This is a genomic window from Amycolatopsis roodepoortensis, assembly GCF_024628825.1.
GTDB classification, from domain to species: Bacteria; Actinomycetota; Actinomycetes; order Mycobacteriales; family Pseudonocardiaceae; genus Amycolatopsis; species Amycolatopsis roodepoortensis.
The window spans coordinates 5,652,134-5,669,177 of sequence record NZ_CP102415.1; the positions used below are offsets into that span (position 1 = coordinate 5,652,134).

7 protein-coding genes are annotated in these 17,044 nt (G+C 66.4%); 3 read left to right on the top strand and 4 right to left on the bottom strand.

The genetic code is table 11. The annotated features are described in order from the left end of the window. The first annotated feature begins 34 nt into the window (after positions 1 to 34). From NQK81_RS26905 to NQK81_RS26915, 3 genes are read left to right on the top strand one after another with little or no spacing between them, the layout of a single operon-like run. Positions 35 to 9,730 carry a polymorphic toxin-type HINT domain-containing protein gene (locus NQK81_RS26905; RefSeq protein ID WP_257489854.1) on the top strand — a complete coding sequence of 3,232 codons (9,696 nt, stop codon included), beginning with the start codon at positions 35 to 37 and terminating at the stop codon, positions 9,728 to 9,730. Between the two features lie 13 nt (positions 9,731 to 9,743). Continuing rightward, positions 9,744 to 10,265, top strand: a complete 522-nt coding sequence (locus NQK81_RS26910; protein WP_257483716.1) for a hypothetical protein — start codon at positions 9,744 to 9,746, stop codon at positions 10,263 to 10,265. Continuing rightward, positions 10,265 to 12,217, top strand: a complete 1,953-nt coding sequence (locus tag NQK81_RS26915; protein WP_257483717.1) for a DUF8189 domain-containing protein — start codon at positions 10,265 to 10,267, stop codon at positions 12,215 to 12,217. Before NQK81_RS26910 ends, NQK81_RS26915 begins: the two co-directional genes overlap by 1 nt. A 234-nt stretch (positions 12,218 to 12,451) precedes the next feature. On the opposite strand, the gene NQK81_RS26920 is transcribed toward NQK81_RS26915, so the two are convergent. The 4 genes from NQK81_RS26920 to wzm form a co-directional block, all read right to left on the bottom strand. Next, positions 12,452 to 14,137, bottom strand: coding sequence for an arabinofuranosyltransferase AftB family protein (locus NQK81_RS26920; RefSeq protein ID WP_257483718.1), 1,686 nt, complete (start codon positions 14,135 to 14,137; stop codon positions 12,452 to 12,454). Between the two features lie 205 nt (positions 14,138 to 14,342). Next, positions 14,343 to 15,251 (bottom strand): galactofuranosyltransferase GlfT1, encoded by a 909-nt coding sequence (glfT1, locus tag NQK81_RS26925; RefSeq protein WP_257483719.1) that lies wholly within the window; start codon positions 15,249 to 15,251, stop codon positions 14,343 to 14,345. Then, positions 15,248 to 16,072: a galactan export ABC transporter ATP-binding subunit Wzt/RfbE gene (gene wzt / locus NQK81_RS26930; RefSeq protein WP_257483720.1), complete on the bottom strand. Its 825-nt coding sequence runs from the start codon at positions 16,070 to 16,072 to the stop codon at positions 15,248 to 15,250. The genes glfT1 and wzt overlap by 4 nt, the downstream gene beginning before the upstream one ends. A 3-nt stretch (positions 16,073 to 16,075) precedes the next feature. Then, the gene (gene wzm / locus NQK81_RS26935) at positions 16,076 to 17,029 is read right to left on the bottom strand and encodes a galactan export ABC transporter permease subunit Wzm/RfbD (RefSeq protein WP_257483721.1); all 954 of its coding nucleotides are present in this window, start codon (positions 17,027 to 17,029) and stop codon (positions 16,076 to 16,078) included. Positions 17,030 to 17,044 lie beyond the last annotated feature (15 nt).

The window sequence follows — 17,044 nt, forward strand, 5'->3', positions numbered from 1 at the left end:
CCGATTCGGTGGGGCTCTAGGTGCCCTTGGATTGGTGATCGTGCTTCTGCTGGGGATGGTGAGCGCCGACACCTTCCAGCCCGGAAGCGTGGACTCGGTGAACCCGGGTGATCTCGCTCCCCGGCAGGAGTGGGGAACCGCGGAGGGGCAGCAGCACGAGGTCGAGTCCGCGACGGGGAACCGCGCCGAGCCGAAGTCCGAACTCGCGAAGTACCCCCAGCCGGTCTTCCACTCGGACAAGCCCAAGCCGAACCCGGTGGCCGAACAACCGGTGTCCGCCAAGGTCACCGGGTTCGACGAGCGGGCCAGCCGTGAACTGCCGGACCGCCGTGGGCCGAGGGAACGGACCTTCGCCAATCCCGACGGGACGGAGACCACGGAGTTCTCCGAGGGGCCGCTGAACTTCCGTCGCGCTGACGGCGGCTGGCAGCCCATCGACCCGGCCGTCGTTCCCGACGGAGGCGGCTGGCGCAACGCGGCGGACCAGGTCGACACCAGGTTCGCCGGTAAGGCGTCGCCCGAGCCGTTCGTGTCGATGCGGCTGCCCGGCGCCCAGGAATTCGCCTTCGGTCTCGCGGGCGCGCAGGCCGTCCCCGCTCGTGTCGAGGGCAGCGCGATCACCTATCCGGGGGTGGCGGGCGGCGCCGACCTGCGGATCGACGTCCTGCCCGGCGGGATCAAGGAGACACTGGTTCTCGGTTCGCCCCAAGCCGCCACCAGCTGGCTCTTCCCGTTGCGTCTCGGTGGCCTGACTCCGAAGCTGATCGACGGCCGGGTCGCGCTGCTCGACGGCTCGGGTGCCGAGCAGGCACACATCCCCGCGGGATTCATGACGGATTCGGCCGCGGAGAACCCCGCCACGTCCTACGGCGTCACCTACTCGCTCGTGCCGCACGGCAGTGGTCAGGCGCTGAAGGTCGACCTCGACCAGGCATGGCTGCGCGACCCGGCCCGGCACTATCCGGTGCTGGTGGATCCCAGCGTGCACCAGGGCGTGGCAGGCAACAGCATGTACGTCTCCGGTGGTCAGCGGCGCAGCGGCGCGAGCGAGCTGCTGGTGGGCAACGGCTCCGTCGGTTACTTCGACTTCGGCGGGGTGTCGGGCGCCCTGTCCGGGCACAAGATCTTCGGCGCCCAGCTGTATTTGACCAACTTCGACGCGCCGTCCTGCCGTCCGGAGCCGATCACCGTGCATCCGGTGACCGCGCCGTGGGGCACGTCCGGGACCCCGCCGACCGGTGGAGTGCTCGGTGGCGCGAGCTTCGCGCACGGTTACGTCGGACTTGGGCAGTCGTATTCGCCGTGCCCCACCGCCGCGCACGCGATCGACCTCGGCGACGGCGGCCGCGACCTGGTGCAGGGCTGGGTCAAGGGCCAGCCGAACCACGGGCTGGCGGTGAAGGCCGTCCGCGGCTGGAAGAAGTTCACCGGACACCAGACGGCGAACAAGCCACGCCTGTTCGTGACGCATACTCCCTACGACGCCGGCTACCGCATCGAACGGGGCGTCCCGGAACCGCCGGTTCACCGTGACAGCGGTGACAAGGCGAAGGTGCGGATCGCGGTGACCAACCGCGGCTCGCGGACCTGGACGCCTGCCGAATACCGCTTGTCGTACCGCGCGTTCACCGCCGACGGACGGCCGAAGGACGCACGTGAGTCGGCGAGGCTGCCGCGCGACGTGCCGCCGGGCGACACGGTGACCCTCGACGCCACGGTGTTCGAGATGGACCCGGGCGACTACCTGCTCGACTTCAGCATGGTGCACAACAACACCTTCTTCACCGACGAGCAGATCCCGCCCGCCCGGCTTTCGATGACGGTGTTCGAACTGCCGCCCGTGGTCAAGGCCCAGTACCCGCCCGCCGGGCACACCGCGCCGACGTTGACCCCGCAGCTGTGGGCCGACGCGGTGGACATCGACGCGCCTCCGAACACGACGATCGACTACGAGTTCGAAATCTGCCAGCGCAACGAGGCCACCGGCGCGATCGATTTCGCCTGCACGCTTTCCCCGCGTACCAAGGCGAAGACCTGGACCGTCCCCAAAGGACGGTTGCGGTGGAGCGAGACCTACCACTGGCGCGCGTTCGCGGTCGATCCGAGCGGAACCCGCAGCGAACAGCTCCCGTTCAGCGCGTTGCTCACGGCGGTTCCGCAGCCGGACATCACCTCGCACCTCGGAGGTGCGCCCTACAGCGCCGGTGACCTGGACTTCGATCCGCAGATCGGCAACTACACGACCGGCGCGATCGACGCGGCGGTCGGAGTCACCGGCCCGGACCTGAACGTCGCCCGTACCTACAACAGCCTGGACCCGCGCAAGGATCTCGCGTTCGGCGCGGGCTGGTCGACGCGATACGACATGCGGGTCGTCTCGGATCTCGACGGTTCCGGCAACGTCGTCGTCACCTATCCGGACGGCCAGCAGGTCCGGTTCGGGCACAACGCCGAGAACGGCAGTTTCGCGCCGCCGCCCGGCAGATTCGCGACGTTCTACCAGGACGTCGTGACGCCGGCGCAGAACTACGTGCTGGTCGACAAGTCCAACACCACCTACACGTTCCGTCCGTTCGACGGAAAGCTCATCACCGTCCACGACAACGCGGGCCGGTGGGTCGAGTTCGACTACGGCGCCACGGGGCAGCTCAAGCGGGCGATCAGCCGGACCAGCGGCAGGACGCTGTACTTCACCTGGACCGGCGCACATGTCACCGAGGTCAAGACCGATCCGGTCAACGGCGCGGCCATCAGCTGGAAGTACGAGTACGACGGCGACCGGCTGACCCGGGTGTGCGATCCGAAGAACGGTTGCACGTCCTACGAGTACGACACCGGCTCGCACTATCGCAGTGCGGTCGTCGATTCCAAGCCGGATTCCTACTGGCGCCTCGGCGAAACGGAAGGCGACGGCGCGAAAAGCCAGGTCGCCACGAATCTCGGCAAGGACCACGGCGCCTACCGCACCGTCCAGCTCGGGAGCCCGGGCATGGCGGCGGGCAGCCCCGACACCGCCGCGACCTTCAACGGCACCAATTCCTACGTCAAGCTCCCCGACGGCGCGATCAAGAAGAGCCGGGATCTCTCCATCGAGATGTGGTTCAAGACCACCAGTGGCGGGCCCCTGGTCGGTTTCCAGCATCAGCCGTTCGACCGTGCGCCAGGCGGGGCGGTCCCGGCGCTCTACGTCGACCGCGACGGGAAGCTTCGCGGTCAGTTCTGGCACGGCCGCGTCGCGCCGATCACCACCACCGGCGCGGTGAACGACGGGCAGTGGCATCACGTCGTGCTGTCCGGGTCGCTGGCGACCCAGACGATGTTCCTCGACGGCGTGAAGGTGGGCACCACCGACGGTGAAATCGACGACAGCCTGCTCAACTACGGGCAGATCGGTGCTTCGCACGTCGTCGGCCCGGCCAACTGGGAACCCGCCGGATGGTGGCCGGGACAGGCGGTCAAGCATTTCGCGGGCGAGATCGACGAGGTCGCGCTCTACCAGCATCCGCTGGGCGAGTCGGCGGCGAAAGCGCACTTCGCCGCGCGCGCCGCCGCTGACCAGCTCACCAAGGTCACCATGCCGGGTGGCCGGGTGGCCGCGCAGCTCGCTTACGACACGGTCAACGACCGGATCCGGACCTACACCGACGACGACGGCGGCAAATGGACCCTCGGCGTGCCGAACGTGAGCGGTACCGAGAAGCTCGACGAGCAAAAACGTCCGGTCCGCAATCTCGTCCGGTCGATCGAGGTCACGGATCCCGGGAACCGGTCGAGGTTCTACGACTACGACCCGATCCGCGGGCGGGTCATCCGCACGTCGAGCCCGCTCGGGCTGGGCACCCGTGATGAAGACCGGCCCGACCCCTCGGTGGTGCCGACGTCACCCCCGACGACGGCGCCGGCGTGTACCGGAACGCCGCCACCGAACCCGGACGGCAGCCCGGTCTACTGCGGCGGTCCCGGCCACAACACGCCGGACTGGGTCGGCGGCCCGGTGCAGGGCATCGGCGTGCGTAGCTACGACTACGACGAAAGCGGATTCCAGCAGACCATCACCGACGAGAACGGCCACCAGGTCGTGCTCCAAAACGACGACCGAGGCAACGTCCTGTCTCGCCGCACGTGCCGTGAACCCGCGGTGTGCGACACGGAGTACTTCACCTACTACAAACCCGCTCCGGGTAAGGCGAACGACACCGACCCGCGGATCGACAAGCAGCTCGAAGCGCGCGACGGCCGGTCCACGAGCGCGACCGACAACAGCTATCGCACCACGTTCGCCTACACGCCGCGTGGTGATCTGGACAGCCAGGTCACGCCCGACGGCTCGACGGTGAAGCACTTCTACACCGACGGTGAGAGCGCTGCCGTCGGCGGCGGGCTCGAACCCGCCGGGCTCCTGCAACGGACCCTGGACGCCCGTGGCGCCGAAACCCGGAACCGCTATTACGCGAACGGTGATCTCGCCGAAACCGAAGGCCCTCGGCGAGACGGTGAAAGCCGGGGGATGGTCACTCGGTACACCTACGACGCGCTCGGCCGCAAGATCACCGAAACCGAGGTGTCCGACGCCCATCCGCAAGGCCTCACCACCACTTTCACCTATGACGAACGCAATCTCCTCGCCAAGGTGACCGAACCACCGGTGACCGACGCGGTGACCGGGGTCAAGCACACCCGGGCCACCACGACGACGTACACGGCCGACGGCGAGCCGGAGAAGGTGGAGGTCGCGGATCTCACCGGTGGAGACCAGACCAGGGTCACCGGCTACACCTACGACGAGCACGGCAGGCAGAATTCCGTCACCGACGCGACCGGAGCCACGACGTCGTTCGGCTTCGACGTCTTCGGCAATCGCATGTGGACGGTCGACGCGCTCGGCGCCCGGATCGAGTACGCCTACACCGCGCGCAACAAACTCGCCGAGGTCCGTCTTCGCGGCTGGCACGGAAAACCTGTCAGCGGTGGAAAGAACTCCGACAGCCCCGATGACTCCGAAGCCAAGTTGCTCGTGCTGGAGTCCAATACCTACGACCTCGCGGGCAGGCTCATCCGTCACGTCGACGCGATGGGCAGGGCCACGACGTACGAGTACACGCACAACGATCTGGTCTTCCGGGTCCATGCGGAAAAGGGCAAGAAGGCCGACGGGACGACCGAAAAGGTCCTCCTGGAACAGAACGCCTACGACGCCGCCGGCAACCTCGTCCGCCGCCTCGGCCCCGGCGGCAGGCTGACCGCCCATGAAATCGACGCCGTCGGCCGGACCAGGGCGACCGTCGAGGACCCCGGCGGGCTCGCCCGCCGGACCGAGTACACCTACGACCCGAACGGCAACGTCACCCAGGTCGCCAAGGTCGGCAAGAACTCGAACACCGGGCCGTTCGGAAGCGGTCCGGCGGAGGTCATCGACTTCACGTACGACGCGGCAGGGAACCAGACCTCGGAAAGCGTCCGCCACGGGCAGTCGGCGTTGATCACCAAACGCCAATACGATCAGCGCGGGCTGCTGGTGGCGGAGACCGAACCACGCGGCAACGTCGCGGGTGCGGATCCCGCCGCCTTCACCACCGAATACCGCTACGACGAGGCCGAGCAGCAGGTCGGTGCCAAGCTGCCCGCGGCGACCTTGGAGTCCGGCGACGGGAAATCCGCCGTCGGCAGGCCGGAAACCGTGGTCGGTTTCAACGTCTTCGGTGAGGAGACCGCGACCAAGGACGCGAACGGCAACGTCACCAAGCGGTCCTACGACGCCGTCGGACGGCCGGTGCGGGTCGAAGCTCCCGCCTATCGCGCGCCAGGCTCGGCCGACCTGGTCGTCGCCGCCACCTCCGTGGTCTACGACGCGGTGGGCAACGTCATCGAATCGGTCGGCCCGCGTGGTGCGATCAGCCGGTTCCGGTACGACCAGCTCGGCCGTCAAGTCGAGCAACAGCAGCCGAAGGCGGACGCCCCGGGCGAGGTCGGTGGCGTGTGGAAGTACGACTACACGCTCACCGGGGAGCGGCTGTCGGTCACCGACCCGACCGGCTCGCGGCAGGAGGCGACCTATGACTTCCTAGGCCGCAAGATCACTCAGACGGCGTTGGAACGCAAACCTGTCGCGGGCGCGCACACCACCAAGTTCGACTACAACGACGCCGGCGACCTGACCAAGGTCACTTCGCCCTCTGGCGACGTGACCACCAGCGCCTACGACGCGTTGGGGCAGCGGACTTCTGTCACGGACCCGGCGGGGGTGACCACGCAGCTCGGCTATGACGGGATCGGTCGTCAGGTGTGGCAGCGGGACGCCAAGGGGCTGACCAGCTTCGCGCAGTACGACCCCGCTGGCCGCAAGACCGCGATGGTCAACCTCGATGGCGGCAACCGTATTCAACGGCGCACGTCCTTTGCCCACGACGCGGCCGGCCAGGTGGTTTCGGCGACCGACGCACTGGGCAAGATGACGAAGTTCGACTACGACCCGCTCGGCAGGCTGGTCAAGCAGGTCGAACCGGTGTCCGACACGAACTCGATCACCACGTCGTTCGGCTATGACGCGCAGGGAAACCGGACCCGCTACACCGACGGCCGCGGGAACTCGACGTTCTACACGTTCAACGCGTTGTCGCTGCCGGAAACGGTGCGGGAACCGGCGACCACGGCGCATCCGGCGGAGGCGGACCGCACCTGGACCTCCGTCTACGACGCGGCCGGTAACGCCACCAAGATCGTGTCGCCGGGCAATGTGAGCAGGACCCGGGAATACGACGCCCTCAACCGGCTGGTCAAGGAGACCGGCACCGGGGCCGGGGTGAACGGTGAGCGGCTCAAGAGCTACGACGACGTCGGCAGGCTGACCGGCACCGAATCCGGGATGGGCAAGAACGCCTACACCTACAACGATCGTGGTGCGATGCTGACCGCCACCGGCATTTCCGGCGAGTCGGCGTTCGAGTACGACGCGGACGGGCGGCCGACCACCCGATCGGACGCTTCGGGCACGTCGCGGTTCAGCTACCTCAAGGGACGGTTGTCGACCGTGTCCGATGGGGTCACCGGTGCGGCTCAGGCGTTCGGTTACGACGCCGTCGGCAGGCTCGACAAGGTCGATTACGGGCAGGGCCGGACTCGCGAGTTCGGCTACGACGTGCTGGGCCGGCAGTCTTCGGACGTGCTCAAGGCGTCCACCGGCGTCACGGCGTCTTCGGTCTCCTACGAATACGACCTGAACGACCGCCTGACCCGGAAGGTCACCGCGGGCACGGCCGGAGCCGGCGACAACGGTTACACGTACGACTTCGCGAACCGGCTCGCCAGCTGGACCACCGGCGGCAAGACCACCGAGTACGGCTGGGACGCGTCGGGTAACCGGATCCGCAACGGCGAGAAGACCGCGACGTTCGACGAGCGGAACCGGGTGCTGGCCGACGGGGACTACACGTACTCGTACACCGCACGCGGTGGTATGGCCTCGCGCACCAGCTCGGGTATGGAGGAGAAATTCTCCTTCGACTCCTTCGATCGGCTGATCAGCGTAGGCAAGTCTCAGTACACCTACGACGACATGGACCGGGTGCTGTCCCGCGGTAGCACCAAGTTCGCGTATGCCGGTGCCGATCTCGACCCGGTTTCGGATGGCACGGCGACCTATGGACGTGGTCCGTCCGGGGAGCTGCTTTCGATCGGCCAGGGCGCCGAGAAGCGGTTCACCCTGGCGGACAAGCACGGGGACATCGTCGGTGGATTCGATCCGTCCAAACCGGACTCGGGCCTGGCAGACTCGACCGCCTTCGATCCTTTCGGCACGGTCACCGCGTCTTCGGGAAGCAAGCGAGCGGTCGGTTACCAGGGTGACTGGACGGATCCCGACACCCAGCAGGTCAACATGGGTGCCCGCTGGTATCAGCCCGGCACGGGCGCTTTCGCTTCGCGCGACACAGTGTCCGCGGCGTCGGGCCCGTCGACCCTGTTCAACCGCTACACCTACGGTGCAGGCCGGCCGCTCGACCTGATCGACCCCGACGGTCACTGGCCGAACTGGGGCGCGATCGGCAGAGGTATCTGGGAAGGCGTCAAGGAGGTCTCGGGCTACAACGACGTCGCCAAGTTCATCAAGGAACCCAGTATCGGCAACTTCCTCTGGGCCGTGTCGAACTTCGTACCTGGCGGCAAGATCGCGAAGGGAATCAAACACGCCGTCAAGTGGGGCGGTGACCTGGCCTCCGCAGGCCGGCGGGTCGGTGGCCAGGTGGCCTCCGCGGGACGTCGCTACGGCGACGATGTCGTGGGTGGCGTGCGTCGGTACGCCGATGACGTCGCGGGCGGAGTCCGCCGTTACGCCGACGATGTCGCCGGCGGTGTGCGCAGGGTAGGCGGGCATGCCGCGGCCTGGGCCGGCCGATCGGCGGCGAAGTCGGCTGCGGCCGCCGCGGCCCGTCGGGCGGCCGCGGCCGCCGCGGCAGCCGCGCTACGCCGGGCCCAGCTCGCGGTGACCGCACGGGCCAAGGCGGCGATCGCCTCGGCGGCGAAACGTAACCCGCTTCCGGTTCAGCAGGCGGTTCTGAAGCCGAGACTCGCCGCGAAGGACCTGGTCTCATCGTCCCCAAACGTCCCTGCACGGTTCGCCGCGGCCACGGCGGAGAACGTCCAGGACGTCAACAAGGTCTGGGAGACCGTCAAGGCGACGATCATCAAGCCGGGCACGAGCGTGATCCAGTCCGTCGCCGAACAGGCGGTCTCGGATTTCGCGAACACCCAGGTGCCGGGCCTCGGCGACGCGCTCAGCCTGATGGGCGGCCATCGGAAACGCGGCTCCGAAGAAGCCAAGGACGCGGGCCGCAGCGCCCGTAACCAGGTCAGCTGTGACCGGAACAGTTTCGATGGCGCGACCACCGTGCTGATGGCGGACGGATCGCGTAAGCCGATCCAGGACGTCAAGGTCGGCGACAAGGTGATCGCGACGGATCCGACCACCGGCAAGACCGCGGTCAAGGAGGTCACCGACGTCCGGGCGCACCGAGCCGACGGGAAGCTGTACGAGATCTCCGTCGATTCGGCCGGCGGTAAGGGCAAGATCACCGCGACCGACGAACACCCGTTCTGGGTGGAGAGCCTGGGCCGCTGGCTCGGCGCCGAGGACCTGAAGGCCGGGTACCGGTTCCTGACCGCGGACAACCGGCCGGCGACGGTCACCGGCACGCGGTCGTTCTCCGACGTCCGCCAGGTCTACAACCTGACGGTCGACGGCATCCACACGTACTACGTGGGAGCGGGCACCGGTCAGACCACCACTGCGGATGTCCTGGTCCACAACTGTGGGCCGATATACAGCGAACTCGACAACGGGAGGGCCGGCCCAGCATACGCCGAGGTTTCCCCTCAAGTACTGGCTGATGCGGCTCAGGGACTCATCGGCTCTGCAGCCGGGCGTGGAAAGCGTTACAGCCCTGCTGGGTTCCTTGGTGACACGGCTCGTCACTCGCGCGGTCACCTGATCGGAAAGCAGTTCGGTGGCGACGGTCGCGATTTGAGGAACCTTGTGACGCAATCGGAAATCCAGAACAGCGGCCCGATTAGCGACGCGGAGGACCTCATTGCCGAGCACGTCAAACTCAGTGGTAATACGATCATCATGAGTGTCACGCCGGAATATGGTGGCGGCGGAGTCGTGCCGAGTCATGTTGTCATCGAGGCCGTTGACGACTTTGGCTGGTCGTTCAGGCGTCGGCTGACCAACATGTAGAGAGGTAGGGGACATGAGTGACCTGGAGCGGCTTGTCTCACTTTGCCCTCCTCCTGCGGTAGTCGATCGGGCGGTTCTTGGCCGGGGCGTCGGGCCGGCGATTCCGGCCAGTCATCTCGACTTGTTGAATGCTTACGGAACGGGGTGCTTCGATGAATTCCTGTGGATATACGGGGCGGGGGTCGAGAATAAGCACCTTGATATTCATTCACGCACCCATGGGATGAGAAAGATTCTTCGACGAAATACTGCCGATGGAATCCGCGAAGTCCTACGCTCGTATGGTGTCGATGCCAGTGAGCTGATCCAATGGGGAGGGACTGATAACGCGGACTCTCTCATGTGGATACCTGTCGGCGATCCGGTTGGTTGGCCGACTCTCATCATAGAGTCCGGTCAGTTGGGCTTCACGGTATCGCCGCGGAGTTCCACCGGTGTTCTGCTCGATTTGCTGACCGGAGTTCTGCGTACCGACGTTTTCCCGTTCGATTTTCCGAGTGAGAACCCAAGCTTCTCCACCGATTTCATACCCTGATGGCAGAAAGAGATATCGTGGTGACAAGATTCAGACGTTCGGCCGGGATCGCCATCCTGGCCACCACCGTCGCGGTGACCGCTCCGGTTCCGCTCGCCGGTCCGGCGGTCGCCGCCGAGACCCTCCAGTGCGACACCGCGGCCAACATCTACACCCGCCGTCCGGATACCGGGCTCAACATGCACATCAACAATGAGCCCGAACTGCCATCCGGAAACTGGGGAACAGAACGGGGTATCGGGTTCAACTGGGCTGGGATCATGCTCGGTGGTCCCGATGGCCTGGTGTACCACCTCACCGAGGCAGGAGAGGTCTATCAGCGGCGCTGGACATCCTCAGGCTGGGAGAACGGTGGCACCCCGACCTTGATCGCCACGGGGTGGGCGGGCTGGGGTAGCGCGTCTGCCCGGAATCGCATGACCATCGACGCCAAAGGTGACTTCTTCGGCTTTCCTTCGGATAAGGCGCTGCACTGGTGGCGCTACGATCAGACCGCTAAGACGTGGACCGAGCGCGTGATCGATGTCGGCTGGGGCGATAAGTACAACATGATTTTCGCCTCGGGTGAAGGTCAGTTGTTCGCCCGTACCCCGGCTGGCCAGTTGCACGGCTATCGATACCACGCGGAGAGCGACCGGTGGCTTGAGTACGGGCGGGTTCTCGGCGACGGCTGGCAGAATATCACCGATGTCGCGGGCGTCGGTGGTGGTGTCTTTTACGCAGTGGTCAACAATGAGGCACTCAGGTGGCATCGCTACCTCGGAAACGGTGCCTGGGCTACGGGTTCCGGAACCCAGGTCGGTGCGGGATGGCGCGCTGACTGGTTGGCCGAAGGTGATTCCGACGCCTGTAAGCTGGTCGGCCAGGCTGTGCCCACGAGGCCTGCGGTCCCCGCGAATTTCACCGCGCGCAACACCGCGGTGCAGGGTGACGACGGCCTGATGAACTACTTCTACGTCAACAACGCTGGTGGCCTCACCCATGCCAAGCAACGCAGGACGTCGGAATGGAACCTGATCGACCACCAGACGTTCCCCGACTACTTCAAGTACACCGGGCAGCCGACGGCGGCCACCCATCCCGATGGCAAACTTGAGGTTCTGGCGCACAGCTACGACGACGCCGATGTGCGCGGCAAGTTGCAAACGGCGAAGAACAGCACCTGGCAGGCCGGGGTGAAGGCTCACTCGGGTCGAATGCTGTCCAGCCCCAGCCTGGTCAAGGGCTCGGACAATCTGATGACCGCATTCGCCACCGACGTCGACGGCAATCTCTGGTATCGCAAACAGTTGGTGCTTTGGGGTGCGCCGGTCCAAGGTGGCTATGGTGCCTGGCGTTCGTTGGGCGGCGCCGGACTCACCGCTGACCTGAGCGTGGTGCGCAACGGTGATGGGTTCGAGGTCGTCGGGAGGCACGGCGACGGCTCGGTCCGGGTCGCGCGCTTCGTCGGCGACACGCTCGGTGCGTGGCGCAACCTGGGTGGCACGGACGTCACAGGCGTTCCCGCGACTGTGGCGCACAGCGACGGAAAGCTTCAGGTCGTCGTGCGGCGCGCGGACGGGAAGATCTACACCCAGCGTGAGACCTCCGCGGGCTTCCCTGGCACCTGGCAGCCGATCGACGGCATCACGGCCAAGGGTTCCCCGGCCGCGGTCGTCACCAGCCGGGGGACCGTGGAGATCACAGTCCTCAGCAGCGACAGCCTGATCTACAGCACTGGGCAGACCAATGCCGGTGGTGTCTTCCGCGATTGGGAGGTGCGTGACCTGCATGAAGCCGGTACCGATCCGACTGCGGTGATGCTGCCAGACGACAGCTGGGCGGTGAGCTGGCGGGGCCCGCAGGGCGAGATCTACACCTACCGTGGGATCTACGGCGCGGAGCCGACGCAGCGTAGCGCCGCGGCCAAGCCGGCACCGCCGGTATACACCGGCGGTAAAGCACACTCCTGACCTGGTCGAGAACCTGCGCGGCCGAAATCACGGTCGCGCAGGTTCTTGCCTTCAGGGCAGCATGCTCAATGCGAGCGTCGTTGAGTCAGGCCAAGGGCGCACCTCCATTGCGGCCTTGGCTGCGTGGACATCACTCGTTCGGTTGCTTACCTGGCAGTTATGTCGCGGCCTCCGCCCAGATGCGGTTTCATTGCGCGCAAGATGATTGACGGTAGACGGCGGCGATGTGGCGGGTCAGCGCCCGTGCTGTGCGATGTACGGGTTGCGGTCGTAACGCAGACTGGACCGGCCGACCGAGTGCACCAGGTTGTTCCAGAACCGGTCTCCGGTCAGGGGTGCCCGCACAGAAGCCAGCATCTCCTGGATCTCGGGACGCGCGAGGGAACGCCTCGCGGACGCGATCTCCTCCGCCTTCACCACTCCTCCAGTCGCCGCGGACAGCTCCTCCGGAGTGCCCCGGCCGGCGTCCGCGATAGTCCAGGCGACCGAGAGCAGCTTGTCGTGTCCCATCGGCCATCCTGGAACCGAGATCGAGTGCGATGCCAGCGGGCTGGCCAAGCCGAGGTCGTCGACCACTTTGTAGTCGTAGGACAGGAGCATGCCGGGGAAGCCGAGCGCGCCGGGCGAGGAGACCACGGTCCGCTCTTGCGCCGGTACGACGAGCCACTTGCCGCCGACGGACACCGCTACGACAGGTCCCTGCTTGCCCTCCATGGCTTTGGCCAGCTCCGGCAGGTAGCCGGGGACCTGAGCGGCGTCCTCGGCCAGGATCGGATGGAACTTGGCCGTGGTGTCGACCCAGAAGACGCGGGAATCGGTGATGGCGTTGGCGCCGATCGTGTGCGTGATCGCCGAAGGCGCTCGCAACCAGCCAGCGCTCACCACGGCCCAGACGCCGAGCACCAGCAGCGGCACCGCGGTCCACTTGCTGAGCGGTACGGCGAGCACAGGGAGAAGAAGCAGCAAGAGCGACGGAAGCAGCATGCGGCCGTGCATGTAGTCACCGCCGACGCGCGTGACGTAGAAGAGCAGGCCCAGCGCGGCGACGACGGGCATCAGGACCACGATGGTGGTCGCACGTGTCAGCTTCCGCAACACCAACGCCGCGATGACCACCAGCGTGAGCAGCGGGATCACCAGCAGGTACGGGTCGAGCAGGTCGGCGATGTAGAAGAAGCCCCGGTCCCAACGGGCCTTGGAGGCTTCCTTCGCCAGCGCTGTGTTCGGCGTGATCAGGCCGTAGTAGCCCATCCGGAAGATCTGGTAGCCGACCGGCAGGACGCCGGCGACGAGAATCCAGAGCAGGGCGCGTTTCCAGCCCGGCTTGGCGACGAGGAGCAAGGCGACGCCCCCGAGCGCCGTCACCAGCGCGAATTCGGGGCGGACCAGCGGGCCGAGGCCGAGGATGAAGACCGTCGCCCAGGGACGTGTGTCAGGACGGGTGGCGTGGCGGACCAAGAGCCACCACACGCCGGCGAGCCAGCAGGTGACGAGACCGGTTTCGAGACCGGATGTCGCGAAGTCCCAGAACGGGGAGAGGCCGAGAAGCACAAGTGCTCCGGCCGGGAGGATCAGTTTCGAGGGATGCATGCGCCGGGCACCGTCGAGGCCGAGCGCCATCCCGGCGACCGCGAAGAGCAGACCGAGGATGACGGACGCCCATTCGAGCCGTACGCCGAAGAGGCCGGCAAGTGCGAGGATGTACGTCCACAGCGTGCTGGTGTTCGCCTCGACGCGTTCACCTGCGTTGAACACCGGACCGTTGCCGTCAAGAAGGTTCTGCACCGTCCGCAGGACGATGAGGCCGTCGTCGCACACCCATCTTCGGTTCCACGCGATCACCGCGAAGAGGCCTACGACCAGCCCGATGGTGACGAAATTCCAGTCGAACCCAGGTCTAGGTCTGGATCTGGGGCTCACCTCGGGAGCTTCCGAAGCGAGTGCGGGTGCGTTCACGATCTAACCCCTTAAGTCCGGGTCTTGTGCCAACTGCTGTGCTGGTGCTCTGTGTTCACGACTGAAGCCGGAGGCAGGTTGCCTGCCCACCGGATGTCCGGTGGGCAGGCAACCTGCCTCCGTATGTCTCCTAAGCGTTGGCGGCCACCAACGCCTTTTCGCGTGTAGCTCAGTAGCGGTAGAACTTTTCGTGGCGTCCCTGGCGCACGAGTTTCAGCCACTGCAGAAAAGCCTTCGGGTCCCGTTTCACGCCGATGAAGTAGAGGCCGAACCGCACCACTTCGAGCGCGCCGATCTTGCGCATGCCCGGCTGGGACAGCAGGTACCCGCGGTTGCGGTAGGTGTAGTAGCGCTTGACCTCGTTCTCCGGGTCCTGCGCGTGGAACCGGCCGCCCAGCATCGGCTTGAACTCGTCCGAGCCGTCCGGGTGCAGGTACGCGGTCTTGAGCGAGGTGCCGAACGGCAGTCCGGAACGCACCAGGCGCCGGTGCAGTTCGACCTCGTCGCCGCGGAAGAACAGCCGCAGGTCCGGCACACCGACGACGTCCAAAGTGGACGCGCGGAACAACGCGCCGTTCATCAGCGAGGCGATGCCGGGCAGGAAGTCGGTGCCCAGTTCCGACGACGAGCGCTTCCAGGTCAGCCCGCGCCGCAGCGGGAACGCGAGCTTGTCCGGCGCGTCGATGTTGGTGACCACCGGCGAGATCTCGGCCAGATCCCGCTTCTCGGCCTCGTCCAGCAGGATCGCGAGGACGTTCTCGTCGGCCGGGCGGCCGTCGTCGTCGGCCAGCCAGACCCAGTCCGCGCCCAGCGAGAGCGCGTGCAGCATGCCGAGCGCGAACCCGCCCGCACCACCGAGATTGCGGTGCGAGGGCAGGTACGTGAACGGGAGCGGGTAGTTCTCGACGACGTCCCGTGCCGACTTGTCCGGCCCGTTGTCGACCACGACGAGGTGGTCGACCGGGCGCGTCTGCGCGGCGATCACCTTGAGCGAGTCCGCGAGCAGTTCCCGCCGATGGCGCGTGACGACGACGCCGACGACGGCGCCTTCGGGCAACTGCCGGGTCTCGCTGGTCATCCCTGCCCGCCGTTCGTCGTCGCCGCCGGCTCGGGCTCGACACCGAACCGCTCCAGCGTTTCCTGGCTCATGTTCTCGAACGGGTCGCGCCCCTTGTAGCCGGTGAGCACGTCGCGCAGGGAACCGCGCTGCTTGACGTGTCCCTCGTCCATCCAGATGGCGGAGTCGCAGAGTTCGAAGAGGAACTCGTCCGAATGGCTGGCGAACACGAGGATGCCCGACCGCTTCACCAGCGCCTTCAACCGGTCCTTGGCCTTGTTGAGGAACGCCGCGTCGACCGCGCCGATACCCTCGTCGAGGATCAGGATCTCCGGGTCGATCGAGGTGACCACACCCAGCGCCAGGCGCACTCGCATACCGGTCGAGTACGTCCGCAGCGGCATCTGCAGGTAGTCGCCGAGCTCGGTGAATTCCGCGATGTCGTCGACACGGGCTTCCATCTGCTTCGCGGTCATCCCGAGGAACAGGCCGCGGATGATGATGTTCTCCAGCCCGGAGATCTCCGGGTCCATGCCGATGCCGAGGTCGAAGACCGGCGCGATCTTGCCGGAGATCTTCGCCGAACCGCGGGTGGGCTCGTAGATGCCGGACAGCAGCCGCAGCAGCGTCGACTTCCCGGCGCCGTTGTGGCCGACGAGGCCGACCCGGTCGCCTTCCCGCAGCTGGAGCGTCACGTCGTGCAGGGCTTCGATGATCGGCACCTTGGTCTCGGTGCCGATCTTGCCGCCGACCTTGCCCAGCACCTTCTTCTTCATGGAGCGGGTCTTCGCGTCGAAGATGGGGAAGTCGACGTAGGCGTTGTGCACATCAATGCTGACCATCTGTCACACCCAATAAGAGACGCGGGAACGGTAATTGCGCATCGCGACCAGCGCGAGGACCCAGCCGACGACGGTGATGCCTGCCACCACGTACCAGCTGTTGATGCTGACTTCCTGCCCGATCAGTGGTGCGCGCACGATCTGGATGAAGTGGAACAACGGGTTGCCGTGGACGAACGGCAGTGCCCAAGAGGCGGAGGCCCGCGCGCCGCCCGCCAGCAGCTGGTCGATCGGCCACACGATCGGCGTCATGTAGAAGAGCAGCTGGATGAGCGAGTTGATCACCTGCGGGATGTCGCGGTAGCGGGTCGAGATGATGCCCAGCAGCAGGGTGACCCAGCCGGCGTTCAACGCGAGCATGAAGAAGCCGGGGATCGCGGTGAGCGAGTACCAGCCGATGCCGGGGTGGCAGATGCCGGAGAAGCCCGGATTGCAGTTGCCGGTGTTCAGCGAATACTCGTGGTTGAGCGCGGTGAAGAAGATCGCGATGACGATCACGTAGACGATCAGGTTGTGCATCAGCATCAGGGTCTGGCGCCAGACCGTGCGCAGCACGTAGACCGAGAGCGGCGCCGGGAGCTGTTTGATCAGCCCCTCGTTGGAGATGAAGGTCTCCATGCCTTCGGACAGGCAGCCGCTGATGAAGCCCCAGATGATGAAGCCCGTGCTGAGGTAGGGCAGGAAGGTATCGATCGGCAGGCCGAACAACTGTGAGTACAGCAGCCCCAGGCCCAGCGCGATGACGCCCTGGCTGATCGTGATCCAGAACGGGCCGATCACCGAGCGGCGATAGCGCTGCTTGATGTCCTGCCAGCCGAGGTGTCCCCACAGCTCTTTGGCGGCGAAACCGGTCTTGATGTCGGCGAACGCGCGCGAAAAGGTCTTGCTGTCCGAAATCGGCGGAACCGAGGTCGGCGCAGCACCGTCGGCGGCGTGAACCGTGCTGGTGGCATGCACGGGAACGAGGGTACC

What these genes read in the sequence shown, in the direction of transcription:
- NQK81_RS26910 (WP_257483716.1), top strand. Translation starts at nt 9,744, where the DNA reads ATGAGTGACCTGGAGCGGCTTGTCTCACTTTGCCCTCCTCCTGCGGTA.
- NQK81_RS26915 (WP_257483717.1), top strand. Translation starts at nt 10,265, where the DNA reads ATGGCAGAAAGAGATATCGTGGTGACAAGATTCAGACGTTCGGCCGGG.
- glfT1 (WP_257483719.1), bottom strand. Translation starts at nt 15,251, where the DNA reads ATGACCAGCGAGACCCGGCAGTTGCCCGAAGGCGCCGTCGTCGGCGTC.
- wzt (WP_257483720.1), bottom strand. Translation starts at nt 16,072, where the DNA reads ATGGTCAGCATTGATGTGCACAACGCCTACGTCGACTTCCCCATCTTC.